Source organism: Bradyrhizobium sp., from assembly GCF_028868675.1.
Lineage (GTDB): Bacteria > Pseudomonadota > Alphaproteobacteria > Rhizobiales > Xanthobacteraceae > Bradyrhizobium.
This window is the reverse complement of record NZ_JAGWUA010000073.1, coordinates 1-21032: the sequence shown is the minus strand read 5'-3', so window position 1 is coordinate 21032 and position 21032 is coordinate 1. Positions and strand designations below refer to the sequence as shown.

Here is a 21032-nt window from a genome sequence, read left to right as displayed (position 1 = left end):
CTTCCTCCGCCCCGGCTCAGCCGGCCAGTTGCGTAGCCCGGATGGAGCGAAGCATAATCCGGGATTCCCGAATCCGGCACGATCTGCCCCGGATTGCGCTTCGCTCCATCCGGGCTACGGGCTGCGTTGCGAGCGCGGCGAAGCAATCCAGAGTGCATCCGCGGGACAGACTGGATTGCTTGGTCGCTATCGCAATGACAGCTATTTCCCCTTCTCGCCCCTGCTGAGCAAGAATACCCCCTGCTCGCCGAACATGTTCCACACCCACCAGGGCAGGTTCAGCGGCACCGGGCGGCCGTAGAGATCGAGCGCGACCGCGCGCTCCATCTTGACGTTGATCTCGTCGCAGAGCTGCACGAAATCCTTGATGGTGCAGAAATGGATGTTGGCGGTGTCGTACCAGGTCGCCGGCAGGTTTTCGGTGCGCGGCATGTGACCGCCGATCAGGAGCTGCAGCCGCATCTTCCAGAAGCCGAAATTCGGGAACGACACGATGGCGCGGCGGCCGATGCGCAAGAGGTTCTCCAGCACGACTTTCGGCTGCCGCGTCGCCTGCAGGGTCTGCGACAGGATCACGTAGTCGAAGGCGTCGTCGGGATAGTTGACGAGGTCCGTGTCGGCGTCGCCCTGCACCACCGCGAGCCCCCTGGCGACGCAGCGGTTTACGCCCTCGCGCGACAATTCGATGCCGCGTCCGTCGATGCCGCGGCTCTCCAGCAATTGCAGCAGCTCGCCGTCGCCGCAGCCGACGTCGAGCACCCGCGAGCCGGGCTCGACCATGCTGGCGACCAGGAGATGGTCGGTGCGATATTTGCCGGTGCGATCGGGCGCGATGCCCGGCAGCGGCAGGGTCTGCTCCTGGACCGCCATGTCAGCCTCCGCTCTTCAGCCCGCGCGCACGGCCAGCCGATTGCAGGAAGGCGCGGGAGATGTCGAAGAATTCGGGAACGTCGAGCAGGAAGGCGTCGTGGCCGCGATCGGTCTCGATCTCGGCGAACGACACCCGCGCGCTCGAGGCATTGAGCGCATGGACCAGCGCGCGCGACTCCGAGGTCGGGAACAGCCAGTCGCTGGTGAAGGACACCACGCAGAAGCGGGTCTTGATGTCGACGAACGCCTTCGCCAGCACGCCGCCGTGATCGGCGGCGATGTCGAAATAGTCCATCGCGCGCGTCAGATAGAGGTAGCTGTTGGCATCGAACCGTTCGACGAAGGACGAGCCCTGGTAGCGCAGATAGCTCTCGACCTGGAAATCCGCGTCGAACGAGAACGTCGGCAGGTCGCGATCCTGCATGCGGCGGCCGAACTTGCGATGCAGCGCCGCGTCGGAGAGATAGGTGATGTGGCCCGCCATGCGCGCGACCGCGAGCCCGCGATGCGGATGCGAGGCCTGGTCGACGTAACGCCCGCCGCGCCAGTCCGGATCGGCCATGATGGCCTGGCGACCGAGCTCGTGGAACGCGATGTTCTGCGCCGAATGGCGCGTCGCGCAGGCGATCGGCAGCGCGGAGAACACGCGGCGCGGATAGGCGGCCGTCCACTGCAGCACCTGCATGCCGCCCATCGAGCCGCCGACCACGCAGAACAGCGTGTCGATGCCGAGGCGGTCGATCAGCATCGCCTGCGCGCGCACCATGTCGGGGATGGTGATGATCGGGAAATCCAGGCCCCAGACCTTGCCGGTCGCCGGATTGGTCGAGGCCGGCCCCGTCGAGCCCATGCAGCCGCCGATCACGTTGGAGCAGATGATGAAGTACTGGTTCGTATCGAGCGGCAGGCCCGGCCCCACCATGGTGTCCCACCAGCCGGGCTTGCCGGTGATCGGATGGGTGTTGAAGACGTGCTGGTCGCCGGTCAGCGCATGACAGACCAGGATGGCGTTGGAGCGATCGACATTGAGCGTGCCGTAGGTCTGGTAGGCGATCTGGAACGGGGAAAGATCGATGCCGCAATCGAGCGGCAGCGGCTGATCGGCGCCGAAATGCGCGACGAGCGAGCTCGGATGATCCGCCTCGTGCGAGCGCTCGTCCGCGATCGCGGGGCTCGGTACCGACTTGATGTCAACCATCTTGCCTGTCGCCTCGTTTTGCGAAGGGCAAGCCACCTTGCGAAGGCCATTCCACCGCGGGACTCAGGCCACAAAAAACCCGGCCTGAACAAAGGTTCGGCCGGGATCGAATACGTCCCCGGCCTGTTTAGCGAGTTGTTTAACGTGGCTGCAAGCCGGCCGGCTCAAATGACCACGGAACGGGCAAAAGTTACTGGCTTGAGCCGTTTTCGTCAAGCATGGGCCGCGATTAACCAAGCGAGGCCCTGCAAAGACAGCCGAATTGGGCGTCGTTTCTCTTTGCTTTCGGCGGCCATCCTGCCTAATCAGGGCGTTCAGCCCACTCACACGCCCCTAGCCGACATGTCCCAACGCCCCCCCGCGCCGCCATCGCTGCAGGAATTGCGCAAGGAGATCGATGCGATCGACGAGCAGGTGCATCGCCTGCTGATGCAGCGCGGCGACATCATCGACCGCCTGATCCAGGTGAAGCAGACCCAGGAGGTCGGCTCCGCGTTCCGCCCCGCCCGCGAGGCCGACATGATGCGCCGTTTGGTCGAGCGCCATCGCGGCATCCTGCCGCTCGACACGGTGGAGAGCATCTGGCGCGTCATCATCGCGACCTTCACCTATGTGCAGGCGCCGTTCGCCGTGCATGCGGACGTCTCGGTGAGCGAGCCAGCGATGCGCGATTCCGCGCGCTTCCATTTCGGCTTCACCGTGCCTTATGTCGCACATTTCAGCGCGCAGGCGGCAGTGGAGGCGGTGGCGAAGTCCAAGGGCGACCTGGCGCTGGTGTCGGCGACATCGAGCCGCACGCCGTGGTGGCTGACGCTGGAAACGCCGGGCGCGCCCAAGATCATCGCGCGGCTGCCCTTCGTCGAGCGCGCCGACCATCCGGCGGCGCTGCCGGTGTTCGTGGTCTCGCGCGTCGCCGACAGCGCCATGGTGACGGAGGTCGAGACCTGGAGCGTGCGCGTGGCGGGCTGGAACGCCGAAATCGCCCGCGCACTGTCGCCGCTCGCCGAGATCGTGGCGGTGCCGGATACCGCCTTCGACGGGGCGGCGCTGCTGATCTCCGTCACATCGGCCACCAGCCTCGACAAGATCAAGGCTGCCCTGATCGCAGCGGGGGCTTCGGTGCGCTCGACGGCCCTCGTCGGCAGCCACGCAACGCGCTATACGGTGCCCCAAACCGGGGCGAAATCGTAAGTCGCGAACCGCCTCCCGCAATCCGGAGAGTCCAAGATGTCCCGCCCCGTGCCGAATCCCGGCATTCTCGATATTGCGCCCTACACGCCCGGCAAGAGCCCGGTGCCGGAGCCGGGCCGCAAGGTGTTCAAGCTGTCGGCCAACGAGACGCCGTTCGGGCCCTCGCCCAAGGCGATCGAGGCCTACAAGCATGTGGCCGGCCATCTGGAGGACTATCCGGAGGGCACCTCGCGCGTGCTGCGCGAGGCGATCGGCCGCGCCTTCGGGCTCGATCCCGACCGCATCATCTGCGGCGCCGGCTCCGACGAAATCCTCAATTTGCTCGCCCACACCTATCTCGGCCAGGGCGACGAGGCGATCTCGACCGCCCATGGATTTCTGGTCTACCCGATCGCCACCATGGCGAACGGCGCCAGGAACGTCGTGGCGCCCGAGACCAACTTCACCGCCGACGTCGACGCCATCCTGAAGGCGGTGACGCCGCGGACCAAGCTCGTCTGGCTCGCCAACCCCAACAACCCGACCGGCACCTATCTGCCGTTCGACGAGGTCAAGCGGCTGCGCGCCGGCCTGCCGTCGCACGTGCTGCTGGTGCTGGACGCCGCCTATTCCGATTACGTCTCGCGCAACGACTACGAGATGGGCATCGAGCTGGTCGCCACCACGGAGAACACCGTGGTGACGCACACCTTCTCCAAGATCCATGGGCTGGCCGCGCTGCGCATCGGCTGGATGTTCGGGCCCGCACACATCGTCGACGCGGTCAATCGCATCCGCGGGCCCTTCAACGTCTCGACGCCGGCGATGTATGCCGCGGTCGCCGCAATCGAGGACACCGCGCACCAGCAGATGTCGAAGCAGTTCACCGAAACCTGGCGCAGCCGGCTGGCTGAGGAGATCGGCAAGCTCGGGCTCAAGGTGACGCCGAGCGTGGCGAATTTCGTGCTGATCCACTTTCCCACCGAGAAGGGCAAGACGTCGGACGAGGCCGACGCCTTCCTGACCAGGCGGGGACTGGTGCTGCGTGCGCTGAAGAATTATGGCCTGCCGCATTGCTTGCGCATGACCATCGGCACCGAGGAAGCCAATCGCCTCGTGATCGAGGGCCTGCGCGACTTCATGGGCGCGAAATGAACGCGGCGCCGCACTTCAGGCGCATCGCGCTGATCGGCTTCGGCCTGATCGGCGGCTCGATCGCGCGGGCGGCGAAGCTGCAGGGACTGGCGTCCGAAATCGTCACCACCGCGCGCTCCGAGAAGACGCGCGCCCGCGTCGCCGAGCTCGGCATCGTCGACCTGGTGGTCGCGACCAACGCGGAAGCCGTTGAAGATGCCGACCTCGTCATCCTCTGCATTCCCGTCGGCGCCTGCGGCGCGGTGGCCGAGGAGATCGCGCCGCATCTGAAGGCGGGCGCGATCGTCTCCGACGTCGGCTCGGTCAAGGGCTCGATCGTCAGGGACATGGCGCCGCACCTGCCTGACAACGTGCACTTCGTGCCGGCGCACCCGGTCGCCGGCACCGAACATTCCGGCCCCGATTCCGGCTTCGCCGAGCTCTTCATCAACCGCTGGTGCATCCTCACCCCGCCCGAGGGCGTGGACGCCGAGGCGGTCGAGCGGCTGCGCGCCTTCTGGGCGGCACTCGGCGCCAAGGTCGAGGTCATGACGCCCGACCATCACGACCTCGTGCTCGCGATCACCAGCCATCTGCCGCACCTGATCGCCTACACCATCGTCGGCACCGCCGACGAGCTCGGCCAGGTGACCTCGTCGGAGGTGATCAAGTTCTCCGCCGGCGGTTTTCGTGACTTCACGCGCATCGCGGCTTCCGATCCGACGATGTGGCGCGACGTGTTCCTCGCCAACAAGGACGCCGTGCTCGAGATGCTCGGCACCTTCAACGAGGACCTCTCGAAGCTCACCCGCGCGATCCGCCGCGGCGACGGCGAGGCACTGTTCGACCATTTCACCCGCACCCGCGCCATTCGCCGCGGCATCGTCGAGACCGGCCAGGATTCCGCCGCGCCCGATTTCGGCCGGCCGCATCCGCCGTTGGCGAAGCAGTAGCCTCGTCAGCGCTCGCTGCACCGGCGCTGACGAGCGTTTCCGGCCAGCCTACTGCTCGACGAATGCGCGATGCATCTGCTCGGTGATCGGCTGCAGCAGATAGCTCATCATGGTCCGGCTGCCGGTCTGCATGAAGATTTCGGCCGGCATGCCCGGCACGAGCTGGAGACCGCCCAGCCTGCGGCGCTCCTCATCGGGCAGCACGACCTGAACCGTGAAGTATGACGCACTCGTCTGCGGATCCCGGCTGGTATCGGCAGACACGAACGACACCTCGCCGGCGAGTTGCGGGGTCACGCGCTGGTTGAACGCTGAGAAGTGGACGAACGCCTTCTGGCCGGTGCGGACCTGATCGATGTCCTTGGGCTGCAATCTCGCCTCGACCAGCAAGGCGTCGGTATCGGGAACGATCTCCATGATCGTGTCGCCGGCGCGGATGACGCCCCCGATCGTGTGCGCGGCGAGCTGATGGACCACGCCCGATGTCGGGGCGCGGATTTCGATCCGGTCGAGCTGATCCCGCGCGGCCACGCCGCGCTCGACAAGCTCGGCCTCCTTGGCTTGGGTCTCGCCGAGCTCCTTGACCACGTCGGTGCGGAAGTCCTGGTCGAGCCGGACGATCTGGAGCTGCGCCTCGCCGATCTTGGATTTCGTCTCCGCGATCGCGGAGATCAGCTGGCCGCGCTCGCCCTCGATGCGCGCATTCTCCCGCTGCAGCGCCGTCAGGCGCGCCAGCGGCACGAGCCGCTTGTCGTAGAGCTCCTGCACGCCGGCGAGCTCGCCGGAGATCAGCTCGATCTGCTTGGCCTTCGAATCCACCTGGGCTTCCAGTCCCGAGATCTCTTCGGTGAGCTGTGCGATCCTGCTCTGCAGCAGGTCCTTCTGGTTCTTTCGCGCGCTGAAGCGCGCCTTGAACAACTGCTCCTCCGACGCCAGCAGGCTCCTGACATTGTCGTCGGTCGAACGCTGCGACAGCGCAGGGGCGACCTGCAACCGATCCAGGCCGTCGCGCTCGGCGACTAGCCGCGCGATCCGCGCGCGCAATTCGTCGAGCTGCTTGCTGATCATCTGAAGACCGGCCTGCGCCTGGGTCGCATTGAGCCGCACCAGCAAATCGCCGGCCGCCACGTGCGCACCGTTCGCCACCTTGATCTCGGCCACGATTCCGCCGGTCGGATGCTGGATGGCCTTCACGTTCGATTGCACGACCAGATTGCCGGGTACCACCACGGCGCCGGCGAGCGGCATCAATGTCAGCCAGCCGCCGCCCAGCACTGCCGCGATCAGCAGGACCCGCAGTCCGGTCCGCAGCTCTTCGCGATACGACCGGCCGGCCTGCAGCTTTAAGGCATCGGCGGCATCGCCCTCACCTTCGACAATGTCGTGGCCGAGCAGGAAGCCTGCCCCGGCCTTCACATGCGCGCTGCAGACTTGCACGAGTCGTCCGAGCGGAGCCTTCGGCGCCGCCGGTCCCGCAGGCTTTGAGGGTCGGCCAGCGGGATCGGATGCCGGCGGCTTGGCGGCCGTTTCGTCGATCTTGGGAGCCGGCGTCGACAAATCCATCGCCAACGGATGGTCCGGCACGATGCTGGCGCTGGTACGCCGGGGCAGCGATTCCTGGTTCGACGTTCCGTCCGACCGACCGTTCCCGGTCTCGGCCTGTGACGCCGTCCCGAAGCCGAATGGCCCGAGGCAGACATCGATGACACGACCCATCGTGCTCTTTGGCCGCCGTTTGGGCCGCGTGGCCGGCGGACGTCGACCGCGCCGCGAGGTGCCCGCCGGCGGACGGTGGGCAGGATTCGGCCGCTGCGCCTCGCTCCGGATCTCTGCTTCAAAGGCGTGCCGCAGCCGCTGCAACTCGGCGATCAGGGCCTCGCCTTGCGGGCCAAACCCGCCGTCCTGGGCATCCGCCCCGGCGTGCCGCGCAAACGCGTCGAGATAACGCCCATCCTGTTCGGACCGCATCGCTAGATTCCCCCCGCGACTTCGGCGAGCCGCGCCGAACCTCCATCCGACGCCACCGCAGGCTTCTTCGTCGACGTGCTCCGTGGCGCCGGCGCGACCTGGCCGCCGGCCGTGCGAATGCGCGCGAATATCTCCTCACATGAGCCGAATGCGATCGCCTTCCCCTCATAGAGAATCATCGCCATGTTCAACGCGGCGAGCGCGCTGGGCCGATGCGAGATCACGATGACGATCGCGTTCTGGCGACGCAGCGTCATGATGGCGCGACACAGCGCGTTTTCGCCGTCCGCGTCCAGGTTGGCATTCGGCTCGTCGAGCACGACGAGAAAGGGATCGCCGAACACGGCGCGCGCCAGGCCGATCCGCTGGCGCTGGCCGGCCGACAAGGTCAAGCCGCCCTGACCGATTCTCGTCGAATAGCCGTCCGGAAGACGCAGGATGATCTCGTGCACGCCCGCGACGCGGGCGGCCTTCATGATCGCTTCCGACGTAGCGGTCTCGTCGAAGCGGCAGATGTTCTCGGCAACGGTTCCCTCGAACAGAGCGACATCCTGAGGCAGGTAGCCGATGTGGCGTCCAAGTTCCTCGCTGCGCCACTGATCGAGTGCGGCGCCGTCGAGCCGCACGACGCCCCGGACCGTCGGCCAGATCCCGACCAGCGCCTTTGACAGCGTTGTCTTGCCCGATGCGCTGGCACCGAGCAGCGCCAGCCCCATGCCCGCCTTCAGCGCGAACGACACGTTCGAGACGATCGGCAGGTCGGACCCGGGAGCCGCAACCGCCAGGTCCTGCACCAGGAGGTCGCGGCCTGGACGCGGCAGCGCCACCCGCGGCGGCGCCGGCCGCGCGGTCGCCTTGCAGATCTCGCGCAGCCGCGCAACGCCCTCACGCGCGGCGACGAGCTGCTTCCAGCTGCCGAGCGCGATCTCGACCGGCGCGAGCGCCCGGCCCATCATGATCGAGGACGCGATCATGATGCCTCCCGATGCCCTGTCCGCGACCACCAGATAGGCGCCGAGACCGAGCATTCCCGACTGCAGAACGTAGCGCAGCAGCTTCGCCCCCGAGCCGAGATTGGCGTAGAGATCGGTCGCCCGGATATTTTCGCGCAGGTACCGCTCATTGGCCCGCGACCAGCGCGCCGCAAAGCGATCAATCATCCCGAGCGCCCAGATCACCTCGGCGTTGCGCTGGGTCGCATCCGCCAGCACCTGCCGCCTCGCGCTGGACTCCATCGCGGCCTTCGCCGCTCCGCGCGACATGCGCTCGGTGAACAACGTCATGGCAATGATGGCGACGGTCCCGAGCAACGCGGTCATGCCGATGGCGGGATGAAACAGGAAGAGCGCGATCAGAAAGATCGGAATCCACGGCATATCCAGAAACGCCGTCGGCCCCATCCCGGACAAGAAGGCGCGAATCTGGTCGAGGTCGCGCAATGGCTGCTGCAACAGCAGCGGCTTCACGCCGCGGAGCGGCAAGGTCGCGAGCGCGACGTGAATGGACTCCTGCAGGCCCACATCGAAGAGGGTCGCGACGCGACACAGCATGCGCGTGCGCAGCGCATCGAAGTACCCCTGCATGAGATATGCGAGCAGGACCATCAGCGAGAGACCGAGCAGAGTCGCGACGTTGCGGCTCGGAATGACTCGATCATAGACTTGCAGCATATAGAGAGAACCCGCGAGCATCAGCACGTTGACGACCCCGCTGAACGCGGCGATGCCGACCATCCGCCTGGCGGCTTCGCGCAGACCGCGCATCACGGAGTCATCGAGCGCCGGTGCAGCCGGCGAGTTCTTCGTGTCGAGTGAAGCGGCTATCCGGAAGCGATCATGATGGACGCTCATTCCTTGGCACCCCCCCGGTGTCGGAAAACATCGATGATTGCTTGACAGCCGATGCCGACCATTTTCCGGCGACAATTGGACGAGGAACGATTTCATCGCCGCGGCTGCCGTGAAGTTGCATGACGACTCGCCGTCGCCCAACGCTTCAGCAGGACGGCGAGCAGGCGCTCGTCGCTTGAGACTCCGATGGTTTTCCGCCGACAACGGGGGACGATGCCTCTCGACGATGCATGCATGCGTCATAGATTCGTCCGTCAATCACCTTGCTTCCGCACGCATTGGTCGCGTTGTCGGCTGAATGCGGACACGATGTTTAATGAGATTTTTTCGCAAGCGCATCCGATCCGCGCGGATCGACATCAACGTCCACAAGCTCATCAGGGGGGACATCAAATGGCTCGCTTTGCGAACGATGCACATCACCGGCACATCCACCAGGCCAATCATCAAGTCGCGGATCCGACTCCAGCGGCTCCGGATACACCCGCAGCTCCGACGCCCGTTTCTCCCGCTCCGTCAGCGCCTTCTGCGGCGGCCGACGCGCCTGTCTTCTCCGACCTTGGCGCGACGTTCAACGATGCGACGCGGGCGCTGGTGGGCGGACTGTGGCAGAACGTGGTGGAGGAAGGCGGCCAGGGCCACGGCAGCATCGTCAGGTACACGAACGATCTCACCGCGGTTCAAAACGGCCTGACGACGGAGATCAACGCCGGCCAGTTTGCCGGTGACGCGCTCACGCATGTGCAGACGATCTTGTCGGACATCTCCACCGCACTGACGGCCGCCGGCGCCTCGGTGAACGGCGGCGGGTCGTTTGGCAGCGTCGCGGCGGCCGAAGCCGCCTTGCGGTCCAGCCATCTCGATATCCTCAACGTCGTCAACAACGATCCGGCGCTGTCGGCACTCGCAACCCAGAACGGCGCCAGCGGGTTCATGCAGGCGCCATCCACCCTTCCCGATGGCGTCACGGCCAGCAACGCCCCGCACGCCAATCTCGCCGAGATCGGCGCCATCTTCAACGATGCGGCGAACCGCATTCTCGGCGGAGTCAACGCCGACAACAAGGGCGTCATCACCGACGACGTCAATGCCGTGATCGCCGACATGCAGGCGCTGACAAAGGCCAATCCCACGCTGTTCGGCGGCCTCACGGGGATCCACGCGGACACCGTCATCCGCCAGCTCGAGCTCGAGAAGACCTACATCAACGACGCCGGCATCAGCCCGGACGCGGGACGCGCCAGCAACGACAACATTCTCGACATCATCGACATCATTCAGGGCGACACCAATCTCGCCAACATGGCCAACCAGGGCGGCGTCTCCGGCTTCAATCCGTTTCCCGACGCGCTGAATCCGACCCCCAAATATCTCGATAACACCGCGCAGACACAGTTCTGGGCGAATTTCATTGCCCAGTCCAACTCCCTGGGACAGCAGGCGATGGAGCTTGTCGGCAGCCACGATGCAAAGGCGATCGCCGCGCTGATCGGCGACCTGAAGACGTTTGAGACCAACGCCACCAACTTCGATGCCTCCCAGGGCGGCATCTTCGAGGCGCGGTTCGACAACGAGCTTTTCGGCCAAACCAGCACGCTGGGGGCCGAGGTGTCCGCAATGATCAAGGGGCTGAAGACCGCCAACGCTTCGCTGGTGGCCGCCGCGGCCGACGAAATGCACGCGAATGCTGCCGACGTCGGCGGCAACAATATCCCGGTCACGGGCGGCACCTACAAGCCGGATGCACTGACGATCGTCGACGCCTTGTCGACGGCTGTCGCGCCCGCGACATCAACGACATCCACGCCCGTCGCAAGTGCCGGGACGGCCAATCAGACCGCGACCGACCCGACTTCGCACGCGTCGCATTCGCCGGTCGCAGATATGGCACACCACTTCCATCACATGTGGGGATAGTCCGAACATGGCTCCGGCGCCGGAATTTCGGCGCGCCGGAGCGGGATCGGCTGATCAGGCCAGCGTGGGGACGCTGTGACCAGCCGGCAGTCGCGGAGGGGGAGCCGCAGGAGGAGAGAGCTTCCGCTCGCCTCGAAAGGCGATGCAACAGGTGGGGACGACAAGCTTGCGTACCAGTTCAAACACGTCGTTGCGCAAGGTGGCGCGCGACGCAGGAAATTCCCGTGAGAGCCGGACCCTGGACCGCTCCGGGACCGGTGTCGGCATCGACCTCGGCTTCGGCCTCATTGACCGGAGCACGCTGCAGTGAGACGCCGCAAGACCGACTATGCGACCGTCATTCTGCACTGGATCGCCGTCGCTGCGATCGGCGTTGAGCTCTTCACGGGGCTGCGCATCGCAACCGAGGCGCGGGACCGCTTGTGGCTCAATCTGCTCGATGCCGTGCTGCCGAGCAGCCACGTCTGGGTGCAACATCTGCAGGCAGCCGCGGTGCTGATCGCGGTTGGGAGCGCCTATGCGATCTATCTGGTCAAATCCGGCCTGACCCGGCGCGTCGCGCTGGATGAGAGCCGACTGCGCGGTCTGTTCGGCCGCAAACAGGCGAGACTGGGCGCGATCGGCGCGATTCTGACCTGGGGGCTGTTCGCGACGATTCTGGCGCTGATCGCGAGTGGCGGCTTGCTTTATCTCGGAATCCTCGCCGGGCACGATACTGCGACCGTGCATTGGTACGCGACATGGCTGGTGTTGGCCTTCGCAGGCCTTCACGTCCTCGCGCACTACCAAATCGGCGGCACGTCGCAGCTGTTTCGCATCGTCCGTCCGCAGAGCCTGCCGGGCCCGGCGCCCAGACTCGATGCCGTCGAGTTGCTGACCCTACTGGTCGAACAGTCGGAGCAGATGGCACAGGCGGCGCACCCCGATCGCAAACGCGACAACCGCATGCCGTTGCAGCCGGCGCAGCCGTCTAGCGCTGCGCGACGCAGGCCGCGGGACGTGACCCTGCAATCCAACCCGTTCGTCGTCGCACTCGCCGTGGCGATCGCCTTCACGTCGGTGGTCGTTGCGGCGGACTGGCTGACCGTCGATACGCTCAGGATTCACCATATCGCGAGCGAGCGCGCGCCCGCGCTCGACGGCGACACCTCCGATCCGATCTGGCGGAACGTCAAACCGTTCGCGCTCGTGACCAATCAGGGAGACAATTTCGACGGCAAGGGGGAGTCTCGCGTCGAAATCCGCGCGGTTCACGACGGCACATGGGCCTATTTCCTGTTTGTCTGGCAGGATCCGACGCGTTCCCTGAAGCAACTACCGCTGATCAAGCGCGACGACGGATGGCACCTGCTGCACGATGGCTACGAGGCCGGGGACGAACATGCCTTCAACGAGGACAAATTTTCCGTCTTGCTGACGACCCTGGATGTGACGCTCGCCGGCGACCGAACCTTCCATGCCGGCTCGCATCCCGTAGCTGACGCACCGCCGGCGATGAACGGCCGCGGCCTCCATTTCACGATGGCCGAAGGCATCTATGCCGACGTCTGGCAATGGAAGGCCACGAGCACCGATCCGGCGGGCTGGATGGACGATGCGCATTTCGGTCCGCCGCTCGCGCCGACGCCCATGCAGGTGGCGAACCGCGTCCCTTATCGCGGAGGCTTCGCGCCCGACCCCGGGACGGCCAACTATTCGGACAATTTCGTCGCCGATGCGACGTCGGCCGGCGGTCTCGTCAGACCACGGCGGCTGCCGAAGGATCCCGCGGCCATGAGAGCCGCCATGGGCAGCGTTGCACCCGATCCCGATCTCGGCGAAAGCGACGGCGCACGCTGGTTCATGACGGACGCCGAATCGACGCCATATTCGGTCGAGGCGGATCGCGACATCCCCGTCGGATCCGTCGTTCCGGGCGTCATCATCGCCGGCGAAGTCTCGGGCGATCGCGCCGACATCAGATGCGCGGCCCGCTGGGCGGCCGGCCACTGGGCGCTCGAAGTCGCGCGGCGGCTCGATACCGGGAGCCAGTACGACATCCCGATCAGGACGGGCATCTTCATGCGCGTCGCCGCCTTCGACCACAGCCAGATCGGGCACACCCGCCACGTACGGCCGATCCGCCTCGAGGTAGAGTGATGCATAGAACCTGCAAAGTAACGCTCAACCGCGAGACCTTCTTCGCAAATCGCGGCGACCTGCTGCTCGACCGCGCGATGATGAGCGGCGTCGAACTGCCGCACGATTGCCGGAGCGGCGCCTGCGGAACCTGCCGCGTGCGTCTGGTCGCGGGCAAGGTCTTCGGCGGGACCGAGCACGACAGCGACATGATCTATGCCTGTCAGGCCCGGGTCGTCTCGGACATCGAGGTCGTCACCGAGCCGGTGCCCGATCCTGTTTCGATGCGATCGCGCGTGGCCGAGGTCGCGCGCCTTGCGCCCGACGTGGTGCGACTGGTCCTCGAGGTCCCCAAGCCGCTCCGCTATCTTCCGGGCCAGTATTGCAAACTGCAGTTCCGCGGCTTTCCCGCCCGGTCCTACAGCCCGACCTTTCCGCTGGAAGGCTCGCCGAAAGCCGGTCTGTTGCATTTCCACGTTCGCAAGCTTTCCGGCGGGATCGTCTCTTCGGCGCTGGGCAACGGGATCCTCGCCGGTCACCGCGTCAAGATCACCGGTCCCCTGGGCAGCGCCTTCTTCCGACCGAACCATTCCGGCAAGATCGTGCTGGTTTCGAGCGGCACCGGCTTTGCCCCGATGTGGTCGATTGCAGTTGCCGCCCTCCAGGAGCAACCGCATCGCAAGCTGCTCTTCGTGGTCGCGGCACGATGTCTCCGTTCATTCTACATGTATGGGGCCTTGTGCCGCCTGGCGCGCTTCCCCAACGTCGTGATCATCCCGGTCGTGTCCGAGCCGCAGCGCGCGTCCACGGCCATTCGAAACGGGCGCCCCACCGACTACCTCGCCGGCCTTTCGCCCGACGATGTCGTTTACGCCAGCGGCGCTCCCGCCATGACCGCGCAGGTGGCGAGGGCCGCCAGGGCCGCCGGAGCCAGATGCTATACGGATCCGTTCCTACCCACCGGACTGCCGGCGTCGAAGGCATCCTGAGCGGACGCCGGCGCAGACATGCCCGCGGCTAATATAGCGGCGGAATCTGGCCGACCTTCAGCGCGCCGAGCAGCACGGCGCCGTCGACGAAACGCAAGGGGAAGCTGCGCGCTTTGCGGCCCTCCAGCGTGCTTTCGGTGCCGAGCGCGTTGATGCCGGCGGCAACCCCGACCGTGGCGTTCTGCTTCACCACCTTGCCGAGGCCCGGAATGGCGCGGTCGAGCGCGCCGAAGAGATTGTTGAGGTCTTGCGTCTTGACGCCCGGCGCGACACGGTCGAGCGTCGCCTGCGGTACGCCCTCCTCCAGCATCTTTTCGATGCCGAGCGCGGGGATCACACGCTCCAGTCCCGTAACCGTCATCTGCAATTCGCCGTCGAGCCGGCCGTTGGCGGAGAGCCCCAGCGTGCCGGCAGCGACCGCGATCATCCCGCCCTGCTGAATGCGCGACTGCACGATCTCGACATGGCCGCCCGCCGCCTGCAGCTCGCGGAAACGCTGCGGCCAGGGTTTCGGCGAAAAATCCGACAGGCCGGTGACCTTCGCCCGCACGTCCGCCTCGAACGGTTCGGACAGCAGGGGATGCAGACCCTGGATGCTGCCTTGCGCGATCTGCAGCGCGGTCTCGATCACGGGATGATCGAACGGCGATCCCTCGGCGAGGCGCGCGTGCAGCTCGACCTGCCTGGCGCGCGCCAGCGGCACCTGCACCGATCCGTCGAGACGGTTGACGGTGGGATCGTCGAACACGATCGCGGCGCGCTGCGGCACGGCCGGCAGTCCGAACACGCTGCTGCGGCCCTTGCTCCAGTTCACCACGAACGAGGTCTGCGTGACGCCGTCGGTCAGCGTCGCGGGCGAGGAGAACTCCGCGATCACGAGCTTGGGATCGTAGACCTGGCCCACGACCAGGATGTTGTCGAGCTTCGCCGTGAACGGCGTCTTGCTCGCGGTCTGCGACACCAGCGACACGCTGGCGCCGGAGCACTGGATCTCGAAACGGAACGGAAAGCCCGAGATCGAGCGCTTGGCGCAATCATAGATGCGCCCGGCCTTGGCCTCCTGCGCCCGCCAGGCGTCCGCGGCGACCTGGGCCTGCGAAGCGGCATAGAACCAGAAGCCGCTCCAGGCGGCTGCGAGGATCAGAAGGAGGACGGGAGCGATGAAAAGGCCCCAACGGGGGCGCCGGCCTGCGGCGGCGGTCATATCGGACATGCGGTGACCCTTTGACCCCGGATTTTGGCAAATGTAAGCGAGGCCGGGCTGCGACGAAAGACGGAGATTTCGCTTCGCGCGGGCCAGACGTTCTGGTAGCCGTGCCCGCCATGTCGGACATCATCCACCCCTCCGTTGCGACCACGAATGGCGACCTCTGGGTGTTCGGCTATGGCTCGCTGATGTGGCGGCCGGGCTTCGCGTTCGAGGAGCGCGTCCCGGCGCGGCTGGTCGGCGAACATCGCGCGCTCTGCGTCTATTCCTTCGTTCATCGCGGCACGCCGGAGAAGCCGGGCCTGGTGCTCGGACTCGACCGCGGCGGAGCCTGCCGCGGCATCGCCTTCCGCATCGCCGAGAAAAATCGCGCCGCCACCGTCGCGTACTTGCGCGAACGCGAGCAGGTCACCTCGGTCTATCGCGAGGTGATGCGCTCGGTGTGGCTCGAGAGCGACGCGCGGCAGCGCGTCAGCGCGCTCGCCTACGTCGTCGATCGCGGCCATGTGCAATATGCGGGACGATTGTCGCTTGCCGAGCAGCATCGCCACGTGCTGCAGGGCCACGGCCAGTCCGGCGCCAATCGCGACTACGTGACCGCGACGGTGAAGGCGATCGAGGCCGAAGGCTTTCGCGACGCGCAACTGCATCAGCTCGCCTCGATGCTGCATGATGCGCATTCCCTGCACCCCGCACGATCCACGGACGCGAGCCTTTAGCCGCCCGACGGCACGTAGCTCGGCGCGCGGCCGAGCAACTGCTCCTGCTCGCGCCGCCCGGCCTCGACGATGCGCCCGGTCGCGTCCTCGATCGCGTTGCGGACGCGGGAGAGATATTCGTCCTTGGGCAGGCCCGGCGGCAGCGGCGCGAGGAACTCCACCACCAGCGTGCCCGGATAGCGCATGAAGGTGCGGCGCGGCCAGAACAGACCCGAGTTGAGCGCGATCGGCAGGCAGGGCACGCCACAGGCGGCATAGATCTGGGCGAAGCCGGTCTTGTAGTCCGGCGCCGCACCCGGCGCGCGGCGCGTTCCTTCCGGGAAGATCACGAGCTGGCAGCCGCCGCGCACGGCGTCGCGCGCCCGCCGCGTCATGTCGAGCAGCGCCTTGACGCCGGCGGTGCGGTCGATCGCGATCATGCCGGTCTTGACCAGGAACTGGCCGAACACCGGGATGTACGTCAACTGACGCTTGAGGATGAAGATCGGTCGATCGAAGAACTGCGGGAGCACGATGGTCTCCCAGAACGACTGGTGCTTCGACGCGATCACCAGCGGCCCCGCCGGGATGTTCTCGACGCCGCGAAACTCGACCCTGATGTTGCAGATCACGCGCATCAGGACCAGGGTGGCATTCGCCCACCATTTGGCCACCGTGAGCGTCGCACGCGGCGGCATCAGGAAGGTCGGCAGCGCCATGATCACCAGGCACACCAGCACGGCATAGAACAGCACGTTGAACAGCAACGAACGCAGAAATATCGAGACCATCGAGAATCCGATCAATTGGCCTGCGCGGTGGCGGGCCGCTTCGAGGGCAGTCCCGCCGGCTGCTCCGACAATTCGCCCGTCACGTCAAGCCCGAGATCGGCGAGCCGCACCCGCAGCTCCGCCGCGACATATTTCACGTATTCGGACAGCAGGAGCCGCAGCGTCGAAGGCGAGGTCCACCACGGCTCCTCGCGCCATTTGTCCCCGACCACCGCGAACGGGATCAGGCCGGTGTCGGGCATCGCGTGCGAGAATTCCACGATGGCACGGGGCATGTGGTAGTTCGAGGTTACCACGATCAGCGACTTGAAGCCGCGCTCGTGCGCCCAGCGCCGCGTCTCGGCGGCATTGCCGCGGGTCGAGACCGCGGAGCGGTCGAGATCGACGCAGCAGGTCATGAAGGACTGGTTCTCCGGCAGGGTGCGGGAGATGTCGTTCGCCGTGCTGGTTGGATGCACGCCGGAGATCAGGAGCCGCTTGCCGTAGCCTGCGGCAAGCAGCACCATCGCATCCGATACCCGCGAGGAGCCGCCGGTCAGGACCACGATGCCGTCGGCCCTGCGGTCCGGCACCACCTCGGCGCCGCGGAGCTGCGACAGGAACGCCACGAAGCCGGCCGCGGCGCCGACAAAGGCGAGCGCAACCATCGAGACGGCGGTCGCGCGCAGCCAGCCGCGCGGCAGGTTTTGCGAGGATGCGTCGGTCGGCGAACTCATCGGCTGTCGGTGATCCCTTCCCTCGACGATTTTAGGACCTTTTTGCACGAAGTGGAATCCGGTTTGCCGGACCTGCGCGACGGACGCAACCGCTACTCGATGTCATTGAGCGTCGCGAACAGCGTCTGGCGGGAGGCGACCGCGGTGATCGCTCCGATCAGGACCGCCTGCACGGCCAGCACGACGTAGCCGGAGGGACGCAGCGAGAAGGTGCCGAGCAGCGCCGCAAACTGGTCGCCGATCGGGGTGCCCGAGAACCAACCGGCGATCGATTCAGAGAAGCCGAAGACGAGCATGGCGAGGCCGCCGCCGATCACGCCGCCCTCGAGCCCGAGCCTGAGGAAATGCCGCAGGAAGCGGTTGGCGATGTAGCGGTCGCCGGCGCCGACGAAGTGCAGGACCTCGACGATCGGGCGGTTGGCGGCCATGGCGCCGCGCGTGGCGAAGGAGACGGACAGGATGGTGGCGACGATGACGAGCCCCAATATGCCGAGACCGGCGAGCACGGTGGCGTTGGTCATCGAACGCATGCGCTCGATCCAGGCGCGGTGATCGTCGACGCTCGCCGACGGCGCGGCCTGCGTCACGCGGCCGCGCAGGGCGGCGAGGTCGATCGGCTTGCCCGGCTGCACGCGGGCGATGATCATCCGTGGCACCGGCAGATCGTCCAGCGACAGGCCGCTGCCGAGCCATGGCTCGAGCAGCTTGCCGGATTCGTCCTTGCTGAACGGCCTGACCTCGACGATGCCGGGCTGTGCGCGCATCGCCTCGGCGACCGCGGCGACATCGCGATCGAGATCGCGCCCGGCCTGCGGCCGGACCTGGATCGTGATCTCGCTTGCGACGTCCGACTGCCATTCGGCCGCGGATGCGCTCACCAGCAGCACGGTGCCCGTCGCCATCGATGCGAGGAAGGTCATGATGGCGACGACGGCGACCAGCGCGCGGCCATGGATCGAGGCGCGCGGCACGATCGGCGACATGTTGCGCGCCTTGACCGGGACCTGCGGACGCTCCTGTCCGAGGTCGACCAGCACGCCGCGCTCTTCGCCCCTACTCATAGACGTGCAGCCGTCCCTGGTGCAGCACGAAGCGGCGCGCCTCGTACTGGTCCATCAAGGCGATGTCGTGGGTCGCGATGATCACGGCGGTGCCGGACTTGTTCAGCTCGATGAACAGCCGCAGCAGCCGGCGCCCGAGCGTCGGATCGACGCTGCCGGTCGGCTCGTCCGCGAGCAGGAGCTGCGGCCGCGAGATCACCGCCCGCGCGATCGCGGCGCGCTGCTTCTCGCCTCCGGACAGGATCGGCGGCAGCGCGTCCATGCGCTCGCCAAGCCCGACCCAGCGCAGGAGGTCGATGACCTCCTTGCGGTAGCTCGATTCGCTGCGCCCCATGACGCGGAACGGCAGCGCCACGTTCTCGTAGGTCGTCATGTGGTCGAGCAGGCGAAAATCCTGCAATACGATGCCGATCCGCTTGCGTAGATCCGCGATCTCGTCCTTGCCGAGCAGCGAGACGTCGTGGCCGAACAGATTGACCAGGCCGCGCGTCGGCCGCAGCGACAGGAACAACAGCTTCAGCAGCGACGTCTTGCCGGCGCCGGACGGCCCGGTGAGGAACTGGAAGGAATGCGCCGGAATCTGGAAGCTCAGGTCGCGCAGGATCTCCGGCCCCAAACCGTAACGCAGTCCGACATTTTCGAACCGAACCAAGCTCAGCTCCGTTCGACAGGAGGCGGGACGCGCAACACGACGGTCCGCCGCACGCGATGAAGGCCTTGTGAGGCCGTTATGGTTTCCGATTCGTTAACGCTCGCCTTGTAGCATCCGATGCGCCCAGGTCCGCGCGGCCGGGTCACCGCCGAGGCTGCTCCATGCACATCGTCTGCCCCCATTGTACGACATCCTACGCCATCAAGCTCTCGAGCCTCGGCGCGAACGGCCGGACGGTCCGCTGCTCCCGCTGCAAGGAGACCTGGCTGGCGCGCCCGGAGGATGCCGTCGAGGAGGCCCCCGCCCCGGCATTGGCGGTCGCCAGCCAGGCCGAGAACGACCAGGGCAAGAGCGACCCCGCGGATGAGTGGAACTCCTACGCCAAGGAGGACGGCGGCGGCGACACGCCCGTGGTCGAAAGCCCCCCGATCGCCGGCGACTGGCCGGCCGAGGACACCAAGGAGGACTGGTCCGTCGCGGCCCGCGTTGCCGGCGACGACGAGGATTCCGCCGAAACGCCGCATCAATCCTGGTTTCGCCGGCTGTTCCGCCGCCGGTCGAGTCGGCCGCACGGCACGGCGTCGCGAAAATCCCCGATCGGCCTGCCGACCGCCTGCGCCGCCATGGGGGCGCTCGCCGTCGCCCTGGTCGTCTGGCGCGCCGACATGGTCCGCCTGCTGCCGCAGACCGCCGCGTTCTACCGCCTGGTGGGGCTGGAGGTGAACCTGCGCGGGCTTGCTTTCAAGGACGTCAAGCTGACCTCCGAGACCGTCGACGGCAAGCAGGTGCTGGTCATCGAGGGGGTGATCGTCGGCCAGACCAGGAAGCCGGTCGACATCCCGCGGCTGCGCTTCTCGGTCCGCGACGCACAGGGCGCGGAGGTCTATGCCTGGAATACGGTGCTGGAGCAGACCGTGCTGGAGCCCGGCGAACGCGTCCATTTCAAGTCGCGCCTGGCTGCGCCGCCGCCGGAAGGCCGCAATATCGACGTCCGCTTCTTCAACAAGCGCGACATCGGCCGCGGCAGCGTATGATCGGCGCCGGATTCGACCGCAGACGGGACTGGGCCCATGCCACGCGTGCTGATCGCCGACGATGAGGATTCCATGCGCGCGCTGGTGGCGCGCGCAATCGCCATGGACGGCCACGAGACCGTCACCGCGCAGGACGGCGCCGAAGCGCTGGAGATTCTGACCCGCGAGGACGGTGCCTTCGACCTGCTGCTCACCGACATCCAGATGCCGGTCATGGACGGCATCGCGCTGGCGCTGTCGGTCGCGCGCGATTTCCCCGACCTGACCATCCTGTTGATGACCGGCTTCGCCGACCAGCGCGAGCGCGCCTCGAACCTGGATGCGCTGGTGCATGACGTCGTGACAAAGCCGTTCTCGGTCGCCGACATCCGCACCGCAGTCGCGGACGCGCTCGCGGCGAAGAAGCGTTAGCGCACCGGCCGCCATCATGGTCTCGTAGCCCGTATGGAGCGAAGCGCAACACGGGCGCGCAATCCCGGATTGCGCTTTGCACCACCGGGGCTACGCAGAGCGAGCTCGTGCCTCAAAAATCCTTCAGCAGCCGCTCGAGATAGTCGAGCTCGATCTGCGGCCGCGAGGGGTCGCCAAGGCGGCGGCGCAACTCTTCGAGGATGCGGCGGACGCGCTGGACGTCGATCTCGCCGGGAATCTTCACCGTGTAGTCGTCGCCGAACTCGCGGCCGTGCAGAGGCCGGCCGAGCGGATC

The 21032-nt window shown here is 66.7% G+C and carries 19 protein-coding genes and 1 riboswitch; of the genes, 9 read left to right on the top strand and 10 right to left on the bottom strand.

Features of this window, described 5'->3' with window-relative positions; translation table 11 throughout:
- Window positions 1-201 precede the first annotated feature (201 nt).
- Both metW and KGM94_RS11945 read right to left on the bottom strand, forming a co-directional pair.
- On the bottom strand, window positions 202-870 hold the full coding sequence (gene metW / locus KGM94_RS11950; protein ID WP_300258872.1) for a methionine biosynthesis protein MetW: 669 nt from the start codon (window positions 868-870) through the stop codon (window positions 202-204).
- 1 nt (window position 871) lies between these two features.
- Window positions 872-2068 (bottom strand): homoserine O-acetyltransferase, encoded by a 1197-nt coding sequence (locus tag KGM94_RS11945; protein WP_300258868.1) that lies wholly within the window; start codon window positions 2066-2068, stop codon window positions 872-874.
- Window positions 2069-2174: 106 nt separating this feature from the next.
- Window positions 2175-2254: riboswitch (SAM riboswitch) on the bottom strand.
- A gap of 156 nt (window positions 2255-2410) precedes the next feature.
- Here KGM94_RS11945 and KGM94_RS11940 point away from each other — a divergent pair.
- The 3 genes from KGM94_RS11940 to KGM94_RS11930 are packed head-to-tail and all read left to right on the top strand — an operon-like array spanning window position 2411 to window position 5325.
- A complete protein-coding gene (locus KGM94_RS11940; RefSeq protein ID WP_300258865.1) occupies window positions 2411-3259 on the top strand; it encodes a chorismate mutase in 849 nt (282 codons plus the stop codon).
- A gap of 36 nt (window positions 3260-3295) precedes the next feature.
- Window positions 3296-4393, top strand: coding sequence for a histidinol-phosphate transaminase (gene hisC, locus KGM94_RS11935; protein ID WP_300258862.1), 1098 nt, complete (start codon window positions 3296-3298; stop codon window positions 4391-4393).
- Entirely contained in the window at window positions 4390-5325 is a 936-nt protein-coding gene (locus KGM94_RS11930) for a prephenate/arogenate dehydrogenase family protein (protein WP_300258859.1), read from the top strand. Before hisC ends, KGM94_RS11930 begins: the two co-directional genes overlap by 4 nt.
- 48 nt (window positions 5326-5373) lie before the next feature.
- Here the strand turns inward: KGM94_RS11930 and KGM94_RS11925 are convergent, their stop codons facing one another.
- Complete coding sequence (locus tag KGM94_RS11925) at window positions 5374-6762, bottom strand: HlyD family type I secretion periplasmic adaptor subunit (protein WP_300258856.1); 1389 nt, start codon at window positions 6760-6762, stop codon at window positions 5374-5376.
- 533 nt (window positions 6763-7295) lie between these two features.
- The gene (locus tag KGM94_RS11920) at window positions 7296-9143 is read right to left on the bottom strand and encodes a type I secretion system permease/ATPase (RefSeq protein WP_300258853.1); all 1848 of its coding nucleotides are present in this window, start codon (window positions 9141-9143) and stop codon (window positions 7296-7298) included.
- A 309-nt stretch (window positions 9144-9452) separates the two neighbouring features.
- Here KGM94_RS11920 and KGM94_RS11915 point away from each other — a divergent pair, with 309 nt between their 5' ends.
- The 3 genes from KGM94_RS11915 (at window position 9453) to KGM94_RS11905 (ending at window position 14167) form a co-directional block, all read left to right on the top strand.
- Window positions 9453-11060 carry a hypothetical protein gene (locus tag KGM94_RS11915; protein WP_300258850.1) on the top strand — a complete coding sequence of 536 codons (1608 nt, stop codon included), beginning with the start codon at window positions 9453-9455 and terminating at the stop codon, window positions 11058-11060.
- Window positions 11061-11366: 306 nt separating this feature from the next.
- Window positions 11367-13199 carry an ethylbenzene dehydrogenase-related protein gene (locus tag KGM94_RS11910; RefSeq protein ID WP_300258848.1) on the top strand — a complete coding sequence of 611 codons (1833 nt, stop codon included), beginning with the start codon at window positions 11367-11369 and terminating at the stop codon, window positions 13197-13199.
- On the top strand, window positions 13199-14167 hold the full coding sequence (locus KGM94_RS11905) for a 2Fe-2S iron-sulfur cluster-binding protein (protein WP_300258845.1): 969 nt from the start codon (window positions 13199-13201) through the stop codon (window positions 14165-14167). Before KGM94_RS11910 ends, KGM94_RS11905 begins: the two co-directional genes overlap by 1 nt.
- 28 nt (window positions 14168-14195) lie before the next feature.
- Here the strand turns inward: KGM94_RS11905 and KGM94_RS11900 are convergent, their stop codons facing one another.
- Window positions 14196-15380: a DUF2125 domain-containing protein gene (locus KGM94_RS11900; protein ID WP_300258841.1), complete on the bottom strand. Its 1185-nt coding sequence runs from the start codon at window positions 15378-15380 to the stop codon at window positions 14196-14198.
- A 110-nt stretch (window positions 15381-15490) separates the two neighbouring features.
- Here KGM94_RS11900 and KGM94_RS11895 point away from each other — a divergent pair, with 110 nt between their 5' ends.
- A complete protein-coding gene (locus KGM94_RS11895) occupies window positions 15491-16093 on the top strand; it encodes a gamma-glutamylcyclotransferase (RefSeq protein WP_300258838.1) in 603 nt (200 codons plus the stop codon).
- Here KGM94_RS11895 and KGM94_RS11890 read toward each other — a convergent pair.
- From KGM94_RS11890 to ftsE, 4 genes are all read right to left on the bottom strand, one after another.
- On the bottom strand, window positions 16090-16863 hold the full coding sequence (locus KGM94_RS11890) for a lysophospholipid acyltransferase family protein (protein WP_300258836.1): 774 nt from the start codon (window positions 16861-16863) through the stop codon (window positions 16090-16092). The two genes, KGM94_RS11895 and KGM94_RS11890, sit on opposite strands and share 4 nt — an antisense overlap.
- 11 nt (window positions 16864-16874) lie before the next feature.
- The gene (locus KGM94_RS11885) at window positions 16875-17579 is read right to left on the bottom strand and encodes a YdcF family protein (protein ID WP_300258833.1); all 705 of its coding nucleotides are present in this window, start codon (window positions 17577-17579) and stop codon (window positions 16875-16877) included.
- A gap of 92 nt (window positions 17580-17671) precedes the next feature.
- The gene (locus KGM94_RS11880; protein ID WP_300258830.1) at window positions 17672-18640 is read right to left on the bottom strand and encodes an ABC transporter permease; all 969 of its coding nucleotides are present in this window, start codon (window positions 18638-18640) and stop codon (window positions 17672-17674) included.
- Window positions 18633-19292, bottom strand: coding sequence for a cell division ATP-binding protein FtsE (gene ftsE / locus KGM94_RS11875; protein ID WP_300258826.1), 660 nt, complete (start codon window positions 19290-19292; stop codon window positions 18633-18635). The genes KGM94_RS11880 and ftsE overlap by 8 nt, the downstream gene beginning before the upstream one ends.
- Window positions 19293-19453: 161 nt before the next feature.
- On the opposite strand from ftsE, the gene KGM94_RS11870 reads away from it, so the two are divergent.
- Window positions 19454-20326 carry an MJ0042-type zinc finger domain-containing protein gene (locus KGM94_RS11870; protein WP_300258823.1) on the top strand — a complete coding sequence of 291 codons (873 nt, stop codon included), beginning with the start codon at window positions 19454-19456 and terminating at the stop codon, window positions 20324-20326.
- Window positions 20327-20362: 36 nt separating this feature from the next.
- Window positions 20363-20737 (top strand): response regulator, encoded by a 375-nt coding sequence (locus KGM94_RS11865; RefSeq protein ID WP_300258819.1) that lies wholly within the window; start codon window positions 20363-20365, stop codon window positions 20735-20737.
- A gap of 112 nt (window positions 20738-20849) precedes the next feature.
- Here KGM94_RS11865 and KGM94_RS11860 read toward each other — a convergent pair.
- Window positions 20850-21032: DUF4175 family protein (locus KGM94_RS11860; protein ID WP_300258816.1), on the bottom strand; the 183-nt coding region annotated here is incomplete at its 5' end.